The sequence below is a fragment of the Bacillus sp. GW823-FHT06A10 genome (assembly GCF_058795375.1).
The window spans coordinates 1059262-1074602 of the sequence record NZ_JBXAHT010000001.1 but is presented as its reverse complement, the minus strand read 5'-3'; the positions used below and the strand labels follow the sequence as shown (position 1 = coordinate 1074602).

Genomic DNA, 15341 nt, shown 5'->3' with positions numbered 1-15341 from the left:
ATGATTTTCTATCATTTCTTATTTTTTAGTCGCATCCTCATTATTTATATCAAGTACATCTAATAAAAAGATAAAGATTGGTATCCCGATAATAAGCCCCCATATTCCGAGGAAATGCTCTGAGAAGATGAGAATCATAAATGTATAAAAGATTGGTAAATTTGTTTTTGCAGACATAAACTTCGGATTTAAAAAATAACTTTCAAGAGCGTGGATTACTGTTATGAACACAAGTATGTATACTACGTACATAACTCCGCCTACGTTGTAAGCAATGATACAAAGTGGAAACAAAGAAATAATCACACCTGCAACAGGAATCAACCCTAGTAAGAAAACCATAACAGCTAATACAAGTAGCTGTGGAAATCCTAAAACAATTAATGCAATGACAGTAAGAATACAATTTACAACGGCAATTAAAAACTGAGCTTCAATTACTTTTCCGAACGATCTTGCAAATCTTTCACCAAAATATGCAATTTCCTCATAAAAGATTTTTAACTTACTATCTTTAAACTTAGATGTAAATGTAATAATACGCTCTTTTTCTAATAAGAAAAATAAGCTTAAAATTAGAGATAATAATATTTGTAAACTTACCTTCCCTATATTTGCTATTGATTGATATATAACATCTACACCTTGTTCTATATATTTTGATACTTCCATCCCATTAATTGTCGAAAGTACATATTTAACGATTTCATTATCAGGTGGATTTTGAAAAAATAGTTTAAATTGATAAATTAATTGTGAAATTTGTATCGTCAGCACAGGTAAATATTTATATAACGTTGTGCCTATAAAGGAAACTAGTATTATATACAAACATGCAATAACAATTTTCCGGTTTACTTTCAATTTCCTTGAAATAAAACGTTGAAATCGATCCATTAAAAACGTCAGTATAAACGTAATTAATATTAAATTGATCATACTTTTTAATGCATATAATACAAGCGCTACTATTATTAAAACGAGAAACCGTTGAAACCCTCTACTTCGAAAAAAACTCTTTACTTCATTCATTAAGAATTAACCTCCCCCTTCAATGGATGGTAATTGAATATATTACATTTTATGAACTCCTATAGACAATCTTTCTTACTAATTAAGAAGAATCCTTTTTTTCTTTTCATATTGTTAGATTCGTTTAACTGGAATCCACCAACATATTTCGGTGGACTCCAGTTATTTTTCATATAATCTTTTTATAAACTAGGTGATTTTCTATTTTTAGACTGCTGTTCATACGCATATCCAATATTGAAAAGCTCTCTTTCACCAAACTGTTTCCCTACAAACACTACACCGATTGGTTCTCCATTTTTATCATATCCAGCAGGAACCGCTAATTCCGGATAACCAGCTACAGCTGATAGAAGAACTTCATCGTTATTAATCATAACTAGAGCATCCAAACCTTTTTCTACTAAATACCTATCTAGCTCTTTTTTTGCATTTGCTTGACTCGTTTGTACTACGTTTTCGAACTCTTCTTTCGTTATAGCAGATTTTTCAGACCCCTCAATTAATGTTTGTCCGTATTTTATTCGTCTTTTACTATCCTTTTTATTAAACGCTATAATCTCTTCTAACGATTTTACCGGTATATTTTTTTGCTGTGAAAAATAGTCGTTTACATTATGCTTGAACTCATATTCTAATGTTTGCAAATTATCTACACCCTCAGCACTTAACTGGATATTATCAGCTAATATCGCACCTGCATCTTGAAGGTCTTTTCTAATTTTTTCTGCTACTGTTTTTCTATTTTCATCTTGTTGGTCTACAGAAAAAAGAAGCCCTATCTTTTTCCCTTTTAATCCATCTATTGATAAATCCTTTGTATAATCAATTCTTTCTTTATCTTTCATTTTTTCTGTCATAACATCTTTTTCGTCATAACCTATCATTGCATTAAATAACGTTGCTGCATCTTTTACTGTTCTTGCCATAGGTCCTGCTGTATCAAGAGTTTCAGCTAATGGAATAATTCCTGTTCTACTTACTATACCTAAAGATGGACGTAACCCAACTACTGATTGCTGCGCCGCTGGTGCAACAATCGATCCCGTCGTTTCTGTTCCAATTGCAAGCGGCGCAAAATCTGCCGCAACTACTGTAGCAGATCCTGAACTTGATCCTGAAGTATCGAATGTAATCGGACCGTACGGGTTTAAATTTTGTCCTTTCTTCCCACTATATCCACTTGGCATTGTAAAAGATAAATAGTTCGCCCACTCAGACATATTCGCTTTTCCTAAAACAAATGCCCCTTCTTCTTTCAACTGTTTCACAATAATTGCATCTTGATCTGCAATCCAATCTTTTAATACATAAGTTCCTGCACTAGTCGGCATCACTTTTTCCGTCTGTACATTATCTTTTACAACGACAGGAATACCATATAAATTCGAATTTTTGTTTCTACCCCGCTCTTGATCTAACTTTCTTGCTTCTTCCATCGCATTAGGATTTATCTCTGTAACAGAATTTAATGTTATTCCATTTTGATCATGTTCTTGTATTCTAAAGAGATAAATGCTCGTTAATTCTTCATATGACAACTTTCCATCATCAATCATTTTTTGAAGCTCATCTACAGTCGCATTTACGACTTCTTTTTCTTTTATCTTTACATTTTCTATATTGATTCCTTTAAGCTGATTATGTATCGGTTGTAGCACTCTTTCTTTATCATATACAATACGCTCAGGTTCCTTTGGAAAATAATTTTTATACACGTAATATCCGCCGGCACACGCTAATAAGACAATGCCTCCAGCGATAGACAGCGTTACCTTTACCCATTTCTTCATGTTGCTTCCTCCACTCTATAAGGTGCTTCGTTACACGAAAAAGAGAGTTACCTTTTACTTAACTCTCTCCAATCAAAATGCTAAATGAAAAAATGAAAGATTTCAATCTAATTACTTCTTTTTTGCATTTGCTTTGCTAACATTTCTTTCACTTGATTATACGTTAACCCTGAATTTTTATTTAAACGCTTTACTTCCTCAACATCAGTACCTACCACTGTATATTTTTTCTCATCATTCATTTTTCTAATTCCCTTCTCACCGGATTATTTCTTATATTTCTTCCCTAAATGCACATAAATTAACACCACTACAAAAAAGGAAGCTGTTTTTAAGCACAGCTTCCTTCTCGTTACATATTGTATTTCTTAATAAAATTTCACTACATCTTCAGTAGGCAAGAACGTTCTTTCTGCTGGTTGTTCGTTTGGTTCACCAAATGGCATTTGACCTACTAAGCTCCACTCTGCTGGAATGTTCCAAGTTTCTTTCACTTCAGCATCTACGATTGGGTTGTAATGTTGTAATGACGCTCCAATTCCTTCAGCAGATAATAGCATCCACACAGTATGTTGTAACATCGCATTTCCTTGATGAGACCAGAATGGGAACTGATCTTTATATAATGGCGCATTTTCTTGCATTTTTTGTACAGTTGCTTGATCTTCAAAGAATAGAACTGTTCCTACACCTGCATGGAATCCTTTTAGTCTTTCTACAGTCGCTTCAAAGTTTTCTGCTGGTACGCGAGCTCTTAGTGTTTCTTTAACGATATCCCAAAATTTTTCATGCTCTCCATCCATTAATACAACCATACGACCACTTTGCATATTGAAAGATGTTGGTGCGTGTAAAGCTGTTTTTAACACTTCTTCAATTCTGTCTTTCGTAATTGCATCGTTTTTTGCTACTTTACGAATTGAACGGCGGTTCACAATTGCTTCTTTTAAGTTTGTTGTAGTTGCTGACATTTTAATTCCTCCAAATGTTTGTTTTATAATTTATTTTGTTATTTCATAACAAGCTAATTAGCAATATCCATCGGTATTACATTGCATACCTTCAAATGAATTTGTTTTATCCTTTTCAATTTCTTTATCAATGACCCTTTCTAGTGTTTCTTTACTAGCAAGCCCTTGAATGACTTCATCTCCAATCATGACAGTTGGAACAGCCATAATATTCGCTTCATCATATGCGTGCTGAATTGCTTCTTGATGTTTTTCCTTATATTTACGAGTTACTAAAGCATCTTTAAATTCTGCTTCAGGAAGTCCTACTTCTACCGCTAATTTTGTTAACACATCAATATCTTCAATGTTTTGCTCTTCTTGGAAAAATGCGGTGAATACGCGGTGGTGATACTCATTACCTAGTCCACGTTCTTTTGCAAATTGACATCCTTCGAAAGCTAAATGTGTATATGGGTGCGGTGAAACACGTGGCAAGCGCATATCGATTCCTAATTTCTTCGCAGTCGGAAGAATGAAAGCATCCCATGAACCTAATTTTTCTGGTTCATTCCATGGATCTATTTTTGAATATGGACTTGGACGTAATTCAAATGGCATCCATTCAATCTCTACATCTTTCTCTTTCGCTACCTCATCTAATGGACCTTTTGCTAAAAAACAAAACGGACATATAAAATCTGAGTATACTTTCATTTTTACAGTCATAACTTTTACACCTTACCTTATCGTTGTAATCAAATCAGTTACATTAATGATAAAAAAATATAAATATTATTTAAGCATTCATTTTTTCTTGCAAAGTTTCAAACAACTGCCCCATCGTAATATTTCTCAAAACTTCTTCCATCGCGGATTGTGCTTGAATTAAAATAATTTCTAACACCGCTTGAATATTCGCCCCAATTGGACAATCTGGATTCGGTTGGGCGTGAATATGAAATAGCTTGTCTTCTTCGACTACGTTCACTGCATGATACACATCTAACAATGTGATTTCATGTAAATCCTTTAGTAATCCCGAGCCACCCGGTCCACGATTTACGTAAACAAAGCCAGCTTGTTTCAAGTACGACATGATTTTACGAATGACTACTGGATTTGTATTGACACTCTCAGCCATATAGTCTGAAGTACAAAGTGAAGATGGATTGTTTTTCAAAATAGATAAAATATGAACAGCTATGGAAAAGCGGCTACTAATTTTCATCGTAATCACCACCTCGATGTAATCATTATAGTTACAACAAAAAAATAAGTCAATCCTTTTCATAGATTTTTTATAAGTAAATTAAAAAGTGTCCCATTATGATATATGAGACACCTCTTTTTATTCTGCAAATAGCGATTGAAATTCTTCAATAAATAGCTGCACAGCGATTGAAGAATCCTTTAATGAAGGAACAGCTAAAGCAATTTCTCTCCATACTTGTGGTTCCAATTCTCTCGTTTGCACATTTTTTGGTAAATTCGTTAAAGATAATTCAGCTAATATTGCAATGCCTAATCCTTCTTGAATCATATTTAAAGCTGTAGTAACTGTCGAAATTACATACTCAGCCCGAAGTGGTACATTTGCTTGTTTAAACATATCAATAATAGGTGGTTCGTATCCGCCCTTACATAATATGATTGGTTCATTCTCTAAATCACTAATTGTAATAGAGTCCTTCTTACAGAGAGAATGATCCTCTCTTAAGATAGCAACCATTTTCCCCTTCGTTAATGGAACAATCTCCATATCTTTATTAGGCAAAATAACAATTCCTATATCAATAACCCTCGATACTAACCAATCTTCAACTTCTTTAATCGTTCCTTCACAAAGAACCACTTCTAATTTCGGATACTTCTCCTTAAAAAGGTTTATCATTTTGGGTAAGAAATGTGCAGAAGCACTCGGAAAACTACCAATTCGAATCGTCCCAACTTCGTGTCCTTTCTCCATCGCAACTTCTTGTTCAATCTTCTCTACACCGTTCAAAATCTCTCTAATATGTACAAGAATCCTGTTTCCTACATCCGTAACGAGGAGCCCTTTTCGTTTATCACGTATAAGAATAGTAACTCCTAACTCTGACTCAATACTTGAAATCGCATGACTAACAGCTGGCTGCGTCATATTTAATACCCTGGCAGCTTTCGTAAAACTACCTAACTCAACAGTTTTTATTAATACTTGCAGTTGTGTAATGGTCATAACTAATCACTTATACTCCTCATAAAAAAGATTCATTTTATTTATTACAGTCGATATCATATCATAGTGAAATGAATAACAACAAGGAGGTCTTTCAGTGACACAGCTTTCTCGAACTAAGACGGCCATAATCCTTACCTTTCTCGTTTTCATGTGGGGAATCAATTGGCCTTTATCAAAGTTTGCCCTGCATTATACACCACCTGTTTTATTCGCAGGCGTTCGAACTTTAATTGGAGGATTCATTTTACTCCTGTTCGCATTACCGAAATACAAAGAGTTACATTTAAAAGAAACGTGGCATTTATACGTTATTTCTTCTTTACTTAACATCATTATATTTTACGGATTACAAACTGTCGGCCTTCAATATATGCCTGCTGGGTTATTTTCCGCCATTGTATTTCTACAACCAGTTTTACTCGGTATTTTCTCGTGGATATGGCTTGAAGAATCAATGTACGGCTTGAAAATTTTCGGGCTTGTTCTCGGATTTATTGGTGTAGGCGTTATTAGCTCAAGCAGTTTAACAGGACATATTTCTGTTATTGGAATCCTTCTCGCGTTAGGATGCGCTATTGGCTGGGCACTTGGCACAGTATTCATTAAGAAGACTGGTCACCGTGTTAATGCCATTTGGATGGTAACACTTCAGCTTATTATTGGTGGCCTTTGCTTAATTGGATTTGGTTCAGAGTTTGAAAGCTGGTCTAGTATCGCTTGGAGTATGCCATTTGTTAGCGTACTTCTCTTTATTTCATTCTTTGTTATTGCAATGGGGTGGCTTGCATACTTCACACTTGTTGGAGCTGGTGAAGCAAGTAAAGTTGGGGCTTATACCTTCCTCATTCCACTAATAGCTATTATTGTAAGTTCAATTTTCTTACATGAGGCTATTACCATTAGCTTATTCATCGGACTATTATTTATTGTTGTGAGTATTTGTTTTGTAAATATAAAACCGAAAACACTTGCTATAAGGCAGCAAGTTGAATTGAAATAAACGTAAGAAAGAGCCTACTGTTTGTAGGCTCTTTCTTACGTCTTACTTTTTACGACGTACTACAAAAACACACGCACCAACCGACGATACAATCGCCAAAATAGATAAGACAATCGCTATTACTTGCATATTACTAGTACCTTCATTCTTTTCTACACTAGACACTTCACCATGTTCTCCTGTTAATGACGTACCTTTTGCAATTGTAGTAAGTGAATGTGGTTTTTCAGCTTTTTCATCACCTGTCCATTCAACAATTTCTCCATCTTTATATTGTTGATATGCGTCCCAAGCTATTTTTTGCTCTTTATCCGGATTTTTAGCGACGAAAGTAAATCGTTGGAATTGACCGGTTAAAATCCCTTCTCCTGTCGCTTCCCATACTACAGTTTTCACTTTTCCAGCACTATCTTTTTGCGCTTCCACTTTCCACCCTGGCACTGGCTCATACTGTTGAAACTCAACGCCAGACGGTATTTTTAGTGTGACTTTTGTTGTTGCTATATTTTTTTCAACTGGTACCTTTATTGTGTAAGTCTCCCATGAATTAACATCAGAAGTTTCTGGCTTTACCGTCACATGAGCACTAACAGGTAACGAAAAGATTCCCATTGCAATTATTGTTGCGATCATTGTTGTTCCTAATTTTTTTATACGTTTCATTTTCTATTAACTCCCTTTCATCTATAACGCCTCTTTATCTGCCACCTACAATAAATTTATAATCTGTATCGAAGCTATCCAGAGATTTTGTTAATCCATGAACATGTATATTCCAGTTTCCTGTCATGTTAATATACATACCTTCTGCTTCATATTCTCCCGGTGAAACTGCTGAAACTTTAAATGAACCGTTTCCCATGTTCATATCTAATGATTGAGTCGTCAATATCATTTGTTCCATATCAGTAATAGGCTGTCCCTTTTCATCCTTTAGTGTAATATGGAATTTATTTTGACCTACCTTATTCGGACTTACATTTAGCGTAAGTTCATATCCATTATCTAATTGCTTACTCTCTGTAAATGGTCCAGTAGGAGGCATCGGTGGTGTTTGTACGTTTGTCATAAAAGCTACGATTACGAAAATGATAATTCCAATGACAAACTCTACTTTCACCGTAGCTCCTAATCCTTGCTGTGCTCGCATCCTCCCTTTCACATAATGAATAATTCCCAATATCCCCATGAAAATGAATAAAAGTATCTTTGTTAATAAAGCCAATCCATACTTCGTATCAAATAACGAGTGGATTGTTGGAATAAAAAATGTACTGTTAAAAAGGCCTGTTATTAAAATCACGATGACAGCACCTGTTGCCCACGGTGAAAAACGCTTAATCATATCCCAATACATATGCCACTTGTTATCCTCATTACGTAAAAGAAGAATAATAGATGATAAACCACCAGCCCATAATGAAGCTGCGAATAAATGTAGAAAATCCATAACGACAGCAATGTCTTTAAACTTTAAACCGTATGCGTGACTATTAAAGGCCTTCATAACAAGTAACCCTATAAACAATAGTATTGGAATACTCCATACTTTAAACGACGAAAACTTCTCATGCTTCACCGCAAAATACGTAACAATTATAAGCGTACTAATGAGAACCATTTGAGTAATCCATACATAACCAAAAACAGAAAGCTGTAATGTTTCTTTTAATAGTAAAGGGTTGAATGCTTCTAGCCACGAAACATCGGCATTTATTTTCGCTTGCAATGGTAGGTTGAATAACAAGCTAATAAATATCCCAAATAAGGAGATCCATATTATGTTCTTACTCCTTGATCGAACCGAGGTTGCATTCCCTTTATACATAATAAGATTAAAGAAGAGAACTCCTAAAAATAGCGAGAAACTTGTATATAAAATTCCACGTTCCATAATCATATCGATTTGCGGGACATACCCCATCTCTTCCACTTGTACATCGTCTGTTCCCGCTTCCGCTAATCCAATACGGAATGGAATAACCCCTTGAATTGGATGCCCATCAGCTGAAATAGCTTTCCACTGAATAGAGTAGAGACCATTTTTGAGATTTTCTTTTAATCCGGCTTCTAATAGTTTTTTATTTTTTTTATCAATATGAGCATCTTTTAAATCGACTCTTTTACCTGATGTATCTCTCACATACAATGTATTAAAACGTGAAACTTGTATGTCCTCATCGAATTCAATTTTCACAACAGATGGTGCTCTCTTCAACGTTTCATTTTCCGTAGGGTTTGATTTCACAACATACGCATGAGCAGATGCACTTTTCGGTATCAATATGATAAGCACACACGCAAGTAATAACCATGTCCCTAATCTTCTCATTACTTTCACACTCATTTCACTTCTTTCTTCCTCATCGCTCTATTTTCATTACTTTAACTTCCGAAGTTTGATTCTCCGTAGAAATATTAACCTGATTAAATATAAATTTCTATAAAGTATAACTCTTTATTTCTCTTCCACCTCTAAACTTCCAATATAATAGTAACTATTATGATAGATACAACTTACATTTTTAAAGTCGATTGTTATTATATCATAAAATATATTTATGTAAGTTATCAAAGAAGAAAAGTTATCGTGAATCATTTGTGAAGAAAATGTGAAATACATAAATAAAAAGGTATTACGTTATTACGTAACACCTTTAAAAAAATATCCCTCTTCTATTTCTCTTCCGGATAATCACAATACTCGATAATCGTTCCTTCAGTATCCGCTGGGTTAAGATAAATTAATCTTCTGCCGTGTTTATTAATTCGAAGTGTATGCTCTAACGTTCGAATGCCTTGCTCCTTTAACTCTTCTAAAGCTACATCTAAATCATCTACTCGATATGCAACATGATGTACACCTTTACCTTTTTGTTTGATGAATCTGGCAATTGGCGACGTCGTATTATTCGTCGGTGCAAGTAATTCAATTCTATCTCCATCCACTTCAAGAATGGCTACTTCGCTTTCCACACCAGGAGCTTCACTTACGTAACGATCTATTAAAGTTCCTAGTAACACATTTTCATAAAAACGTATCGTACTATCTATATCTCGAACTGCGATGCCGATATGATCAATTGTTTTTTTCATTTTATTTCCCCTACTACTTTATTTTTTCTATCCTTATCAATAGTAACAAAAAAAGTTATAGAAACAAGTTCTATAACTTTTTTATTTAACCTATTTTCTTATCCGCTCTAGTTGCTGGTTGAACTTGATTTTTTGCTTTTACAACGCTAATGCCATATCCGATAAATCCACCGATAATCGCTGGGAAGATCCAGCCTAATCCTACTTCCTGCATCGGAAGGAATTTAGTGAACACTTGGCTTACTACTTCAATGTTAACTCCAGCTGCACTTAATCCATCGAATAAGCTGATGATAAATGTTACGATTAAGCTCACTTGATAAACTTCAGCTCTTCCTTTGAATAATGAATGGAAGAATGTTAAGAAAATCAATACGATTGCTAGTGGATAAATTGCTGTTAATACTGGAACAGAAACTGCGATTAACTGTGTTAATCCTACGTTTGCAACAATTGCACTAAATACACATAGTGTGATTGCAATTGCTTTGTAAGGAACATTTGGGAATAACTTATGGAAGAATGAAGAACATGCTGATACAAGTCCCACACTAGTTGTTAAACAAGCTACTGTAATCATTAATCCTAATAATACTCCGCCATATGATCCGAAATAGTAGTTAGAAACTTTCGCTAATACTTCTCCGCCGTTCTCTAAATGTCCAAGCTTTGCAACACTTGAAGCACCCATATAAGAAAGAGCTGTATAGATAATTGCTAAAATAGATGCTGCAATTATTGTCGCTTTTGCACAAACGACCATAATTTGTGTTTTCGTTTTCGCACCTTTTTCTTTAATAGCATTGATGATGATAATCCCGAATACGAATGATGCGAGCGTATCCATCGTTAAGTATCCTTCTTGGAATCCTTTAAAGAATGCATGTGATGTATAAGCTTCCACTGGTGCTTGCATATCTCCAATCGGATGTATAAAAGCAACGATTACTAAAATACCGATGAAAGTCAACTTAATTGGCGTTAAAATTTTTCCAACAATATCGACAATTTTCGCGGGATTTAGCGAAAAAAAACAAGTGATGCTAAAGAATATAATTGTGAAAAGAATTAAAGGTGTAGAACCTACTCCCTCTGGCATAAACGGCTTAAGACCAATTTCATAAGATACATTTCCTGTTCTCGGTATTGCAAATAACGGACCGATCGCTAAGTATAAAACTGTTGTAAATACAATCCCAAACACTGGGTGAGCACGGCTTGCTAATGACTGTAAATCATCTTTACCTGAAAAACCAAATGCTAGTACACCTAGTAATGGTAATCCAACACCAGTTACTAAAAATCCAGCGTTAGCAATCCATACATTCTCTCCTGCTGATTGACCAAGCATCGCTGGGAAAATTAAATTTCCTGCTCCAAAAAATAGTGCAAATAACATTAATCCAATAACTACTATGAACGAAAACGGTACTTTATTCGCCATATTATAACCCCCATTCAAATTTCCTTATCTCATTTTCCAATTTTAACTAATTGAATTTTCTGAATATTTAATTTAAGTATCAACTATTCTTGAACTCATTATAGTTTGCTATATAATATTTTGCAATACTATTTTCGAACTTTTCTTTTATTTTATAAATATACATTTTTTAACATGAAAAATAGACTAAAAAACCAACACGGTCATCCATGTTGGTTTTTCCATTTACTATCATAAATTAAAATTTCGCTGCTACTTTTTTAACGTTTTCTAGACCTTCTTCAACAATTTGTTGTGAACGATCTGGATATTGATTGTGCCCTTCAATTACAACTGTCTCTGGATTTGTAATTCCCCAGAATCCAAGTACAGTTGTTACGTAATTAACTGCCATTTCCATAGGAGCCATTTGCTCTGAAGAGTAATCTGAACCACGAGCACCTAACACAACTACTTTTTTACCACCAACTAAACCTTCTGGGCCATTTGCTGTATATTTAAACGTTTTTCCAGCTTGAGATAAGTATGAAATATATGTGATTAATGGTGCTGGTACTGTAAAGTTCCATAATGGGAATGCAAATACAACCTTATCAGCTTCTAAAAACTGATTTAAATATTGATCTACTGTAGCAACTGCCTTCTCTTCTTCAGCTGTTAACTCCATGCCTTGGCTACGTTTATATCCACCTGAAATCGCGATATTTCCGTAATAAGGAAGATCTAATGCAAATAAATCTAATTCCGTAATTTCTGTATTTGGATTTGCTTCTTTATAAGTACTTACAAATGTTTCATACATTTTTGAACTAACTGCTTGCTCCGCTGGACGATCGTTTGCTTTTACAAATAATACTTTTGACATTTTTTTATTCCCCTCTACATTCGTATTTTCTTCTTTTTTACCAAATAATGAGCTAAATAGTCCCATTTTTCTTCACCTAATCTTTCTTTTCATATTCATTATTCATCATCATAAAAATTCTTATTCTAAGAAAAAGTTCCAATAGATACCTTAAGTTAAGCTATCAAAACTTTTTGTTATTTAATTACCTTATGTAAGTGATTGTAATATAGTCACTTACTTTAGTCAAGTAACTTTTAATAAAAAATAAAATCTCAATTTAAAAATATTAACTAAAATACAATTGAACACCAAATACATCTTTATTACTTGTATAATAAACTTAGAGAGGAAAATTCATATATAGAAAGGATTTATTCATGAGCACTATAGAAAAGATTCAAACTTTTATTATTCTTTTTGCTGTTACATGCGGCATCGTACTCGGACAATTTAATATGATACATACGTATTCAGACCAGTTTATTGTCCCCTTCTTATTTTTCATGCTATATGGATTATTCCTCAGCATCCCATTAAAAGAAATAAAAAACGGATTTCGTAATTTAAAATTTGCTGGAACAAGTCTTACTATTAACTTCTTATGGACACCTTTACTCGCTTGGGGATTAGGAGCACTATTTCTTTCAGATCATCCAGCACTTTGGGTTGGATTTATAATGTTAATGGTTACTCCATGCACAGATTGGTACTTAATCTTTACTGAAATAGCGAAAGGAAATGTAGCACTTTCTACTGCAATTTTACCTGTAAATTTAATTTTGCAAGTACTACTCCTTCCAATTTATTTATTTTTATTTGCTGGTGTCATGAAAACTGTAGCGGTTTCTGTTTTAGTAGAAAGTATTGTTATCGTAATCGTCTTACCATTTATACTTGCACACGCTACAAAATTCATTATGAATAAAATGAAAAAAGCTGAAACTCTCGAGAATAAACTCATTCCGTTTTTCAGCTCTGCTCAAATTGTATTTTTAAGTTTAGCAATAGTAGCGATGTTTGCATCACAAGGTAAATATTTACTGCAAAATATGAATGTCGTTTTATTATTACTCGTTCCTGTTCTATTGTTCTTCATCATTAATTTTTTACTAGGACAATTTATCGGACGCATCATGCATTTATCTTACAAAGATACAGTAAGTCTAAGCTTAACAACGTTAGCAAGAAACTCACCTGTTGCACTCGCTATCGCTGTAACAGCTTTTCCAGACGAGCCTCTTATCGCACTTGCACTCGTTATTGGACCGTTGATTGAGTTACCGGTACTAGCTTGTGTTTCACAAGTTTTGTTGCTTATTAAGAAAAAACGGCAATACGCATAATAAAAAACGTCCCATTTTGGGACGTTTTTTATTATGGAAAGATTACATACAACACTTATTTCTTATTTCTTATTTATCAATACAAATGAAATTACCGAAACTACAAACGTAATAATACCAATTGTAATAAAGTGAAACTTTAATCATTGGGGGTTTTGTTCATCCCCCAATGATTATTAGCCCTCACCACTCCCGCATTAACAGATCCTTTCTAATTAAAAATGATAGGAAACGTAAATATAACGAAAGCTGCCCAAAGTCCGTATATTGGCAAATACTTCGTAACGGCATCTTGGATAGCTTTTGGTCCTGATTTATTTTGCAAGAAACGCATATAGGCAAACATAATCCAAATGAGATTTGCCCAAATCAGTATGTTTACTCCTAAAACAGCAAGTCTATTAGGTGTAATCCCGTAAGAAGAAAGTCTAAATACTATGGCTGACAATGCGACAGTGTCAATAATAAGCGCCAGAACAATTAAGGAAAAATTTATATAATCTGAAATATTCTTTTTCTCGTCCGAGTCACTTTCAACGATAGAAAATATGGTAACAGCCAATACACCAAGGAGGATTCCGTTGAAGGCCATTAGGAAATTGCGATCCAAGAACGGATTTTTCCCGACCCAAATTACCGTTATAAGATAGATAAGCAACGTGATCAGGACGAGAGGACTAAAAATTTTAGATATGTATGGTGTAATATTTTTAGCAAGCTTAAGATTCATTGATACTAAGTATGCAGCCACAATAGCGAGAGCCGCTGCTCCAAATAAAACAACATTACTAAAATAGAATTCTCCTATATCTAAGTCAACAAAGCTAAATAAACGCATGGTGAATACTGCTAGTATCATTCCGCTCACTGCCATGCTGGCGTAGAGAAGACAATATTCTAAATTAAATTTTATATAGGCTAATCTTGTACTGCCTTTTGAATATTCATTTCCTGTAAACGCAAGCCCTACTAAGACCCATAAAAATATAGGAAGATGTAAATAAGCAAGAATGGTACTGTCTTTATAATTTAATGGCAACGTATTAAGATACATCCCGGAAATAAGGAACAACGCTGCAAGGGAATAAATAATACTTTTTTTGGGAGTATTATTGTAAACAAAATAAGCAGCAATAAAGGGAATTACACCAAAAGCCAAGTTAATTGGAGCAATTGCTTCCTGCTCAACAAAGTGGAAAATGATCCTGGTGCTTATGCCGGCCAGAATAGCTAAAAGGCCCATGAATAAGAAACCTTTTTGAAACAACGATACTTTTTCTTTCTTTGCCGTCTCCTTGAAATGCAATCTTTCATACCAAGCAGCTAGAACCTGAGAATCAGGTTTTTCATCCCATGCTTGTGAGAATGATTTTTTAAAAGCTTTCGGGTCTTTTCTATACATTCTCTCCAACTCATGAGGGTTATCCATATTTTCAATAATCAAATTGTGCTTGTTCATAGTTTTACCTCCTCTAATAAAAAACAGCGGTGTTATCTTTCTATAAAAAGCACCTCACTGATTTATTATGATATTGATTTTAATACATTATTTATTGTTTTACAATAAATAATTATCAATTATAAAGATTTTTTTATTGTATATTTTATTTTA

Annotated in this window: 15 protein-coding genes; 2 read left to right on the top strand and 13 right to left on the bottom strand. The window is 34.1% G+C overall.

The features are described 5' to 3' along the window. Positions 1–18: 18 nt before the first annotated feature. The 7 genes from AC1Q8M_RS05580 to AC1Q8M_RS05550 all read right to left on the bottom strand — a co-directional run bounded on the left by AC1Q8M_RS05580 (position 19) and on the right by AC1Q8M_RS05550 (position 5996). Positions 19–1032 (bottom strand): AI-2E family transporter, encoded by a 1014-nt coding sequence (locus AC1Q8M_RS05580; protein ID WP_001006602.1) that lies wholly within the window; start codon positions 1030–1032, stop codon positions 19–21. A 182-nt stretch (positions 1033–1214) separates the two neighbouring features. Then, positions 1215–2825, bottom strand: a complete 1611-nt coding sequence (locus tag AC1Q8M_RS05575) for an amidase family protein (protein WP_098360755.1) — start codon at positions 2823–2825, stop codon at positions 1215–1217. 107 nt (positions 2826–2932) lie between these two features. Next, the gene (locus tag AC1Q8M_RS05570; RefSeq protein WP_000997346.1) at positions 2933–3067 is read right to left on the bottom strand and encodes a hypothetical protein; all 135 of its coding nucleotides are present in this window, start codon (positions 3065–3067) and stop codon (positions 2933–2935) included. 126 nt (positions 3068–3193) lie between these two features. After that, positions 3194–3796, bottom strand: a complete 603-nt coding sequence (locus AC1Q8M_RS05565) for a nitroreductase family protein (protein WP_047385946.1) — start codon at positions 3794–3796, stop codon at positions 3194–3196. Between the two features lie 57 nt (positions 3797–3853). Next, entirely contained in the window at positions 3854–4504 is a 651-nt protein-coding gene (locus AC1Q8M_RS05560; protein WP_000216673.1) for a DsbA family oxidoreductase, read from the bottom strand. A 70-nt stretch (positions 4505–4574) separates the two neighbouring features. Then, positions 4575–5006 carry an Rrf2 family transcriptional regulator gene (locus tag AC1Q8M_RS05555; protein ID WP_098360754.1) on the bottom strand — a complete coding sequence of 144 codons (432 nt, stop codon included), beginning with the start codon at positions 5004–5006 and terminating at the stop codon, positions 4575–4577. A gap of 120 nt (positions 5007–5126) precedes the next feature. Then, positions 5127–5996, bottom strand: a complete 870-nt coding sequence (locus tag AC1Q8M_RS05550; protein WP_098360753.1) for a LysR family transcriptional regulator — start codon at positions 5994–5996, stop codon at positions 5127–5129. 97 nt (positions 5997–6093) lie between these two features. Here AC1Q8M_RS05550 and AC1Q8M_RS05545 point away from each other — a divergent pair, with 97 nt between their 5' ends. Next, positions 6094–6999, top strand: coding sequence for a DMT family transporter (locus AC1Q8M_RS05545; protein ID WP_098360752.1), 906 nt, complete (start codon positions 6094–6096; stop codon positions 6997–6999). A gap of 42 nt (positions 7000–7041) precedes the next feature. On the opposite strand, the gene AC1Q8M_RS05540 is transcribed toward AC1Q8M_RS05545, so the two are convergent. The 5 genes from AC1Q8M_RS05540 to AC1Q8M_RS05520 all read right to left on the bottom strand — a co-directional run bounded on the left by AC1Q8M_RS05540 (position 7042) and on the right by AC1Q8M_RS05520 (position 12470). Next, entirely contained in the window at positions 7042–7662 is a 621-nt protein-coding gene (locus AC1Q8M_RS05540) for a YcnI family copper-binding membrane protein (RefSeq protein ID WP_000821388.1), read from the bottom strand. Positions 7663–7696: 34 nt separating this feature from the next. Beyond that, positions 7697–9346 carry a copper resistance CopC/CopD family protein gene (locus AC1Q8M_RS05535; protein ID WP_000114327.1) on the bottom strand — a complete coding sequence of 550 codons (1650 nt, stop codon included), beginning with the start codon at positions 9344–9346 and terminating at the stop codon, positions 7697–7699. Positions 9347–9675: 329 nt separating this feature from the next. After that, on the bottom strand, positions 9676–10095 hold the full coding sequence (locus tag AC1Q8M_RS05530; protein ID WP_000750850.1) for a VOC family protein: 420 nt from the start codon (positions 10093–10095) through the stop codon (positions 9676–9678). An 85-nt stretch (positions 10096–10180) separates the two neighbouring features. Further along, complete coding sequence (brnQ, locus tag AC1Q8M_RS05525) at positions 10181–11539, bottom strand: branched-chain amino acid transport system II carrier protein (RefSeq protein WP_001284785.1); 1359 nt, start codon at positions 11537–11539, stop codon at positions 10181–10183. Positions 11540–11777: 238 nt separating this feature from the next. Continuing rightward, on the bottom strand, positions 11778–12470 hold the full coding sequence (locus AC1Q8M_RS05520; protein ID WP_000522528.1) for an FMN-dependent NADH-azoreductase: 693 nt from the start codon (positions 12468–12470) through the stop codon (positions 11778–11780). A 293-nt stretch (positions 12471–12763) separates the two neighbouring features. Between AC1Q8M_RS05520 and AC1Q8M_RS05515 the strand changes: the two genes are divergently transcribed. Continuing rightward, positions 12764–13729 carry an arsenic resistance protein gene (locus AC1Q8M_RS05515; RefSeq protein ID WP_061660355.1) on the top strand — a complete coding sequence of 322 codons (966 nt, stop codon included), beginning with the start codon at positions 12764–12766 and terminating at the stop codon, positions 13727–13729. 211 nt (positions 13730–13940) lie between these two features. Here the strand turns inward: AC1Q8M_RS05515 and AC1Q8M_RS05510 are convergent, their stop codons facing one another. Beyond that, positions 13941–15188 (bottom strand): DUF4153 domain-containing protein, encoded by a 1248-nt coding sequence (locus AC1Q8M_RS05510; protein WP_098365953.1) that lies wholly within the window; start codon positions 15186–15188, stop codon positions 13941–13943. Positions 15189–15341 lie beyond the last annotated feature (153 nt).

Bases quoted from the DNA above. Each gene is read 5' to 3' on its own strand.
- AC1Q8M_RS05550 (WP_098360753.1), bottom strand. From the start codon at position 5,996: ATGACCATTACACAACTGCAAGTATTAATAAAAACTGTTGAGTTAGGT.
- AC1Q8M_RS05510 (WP_098365953.1), bottom strand. From the start codon at position 15,188: ATGAACAAGCACAATTTGATTATTGAAAATATGGATAACCCTCATGAG.
- AC1Q8M_RS05540 (WP_000821388.1), bottom strand. From the start codon at position 7,662: ATGAAACGTATAAAAAAATTAGGAACAACAATGATCGCAACAATAATT.
- AC1Q8M_RS05565 (WP_047385946.1), bottom strand. From the start codon at position 3,796: ATGTCAGCAACTACAACAAACTTAAAAGAAGCAATTGTGAACCGCCGT.
- AC1Q8M_RS05515 (WP_061660355.1), top strand. From the start codon at position 12,764: ATGAGCACTATAGAAAAGATTCAAACTTTTATTATTCTTTTTGCTGTT.
- AC1Q8M_RS05530 (WP_000750850.1), bottom strand. From the start codon at position 10,095: ATGAAAAAAACAATTGATCATATCGGCATCGCAGTTCGAGATATAGAT.
- AC1Q8M_RS05570 (WP_000997346.1), bottom strand. From the start codon at position 3,067: ATGAATGATGAGAAAAAATATACAGTGGTAGGTACTGATGTTGAGGAA.
- AC1Q8M_RS05535 (WP_000114327.1), bottom strand. From the start codon at position 9,346: ATGAGTGTGAAAGTAATGAGAAGATTAGGGACATGGTTATTACTTGCG.
- AC1Q8M_RS05560 (WP_000216673.1), bottom strand. From the start codon at position 4,504: ATGACTGTAAAAATGAAAGTATACTCAGATTTTATATGTCCGTTTTGT.
- brnQ (WP_001284785.1), bottom strand. From the start codon at position 11,539: ATGGCGAATAAAGTACCGTTTTCGTTCATAGTAGTTATTGGATTAATG.
- AC1Q8M_RS05520 (WP_000522528.1), bottom strand. From the start codon at position 12,470: ATGGGACTATTTAGCTCATTATTTGGTAAAAAAGAAGAAAATACGAAT.
- AC1Q8M_RS05580 (WP_001006602.1), bottom strand. From the start codon at position 1,032: ATGAATGAAGTAAAGAGTTTTTTTCGAAGTAGAGGGTTTCAACGGTTT.
- AC1Q8M_RS05575 (WP_098360755.1), bottom strand. From the start codon at position 2,825: ATGAAGAAATGGGTAAAGGTAACGCTGTCTATCGCTGGAGGCATTGTC.
- AC1Q8M_RS05555 (WP_098360754.1), bottom strand. From the start codon at position 5,006: ATGAAAATTAGTAGCCGCTTTTCCATAGCTGTTCATATTTTATCTATT.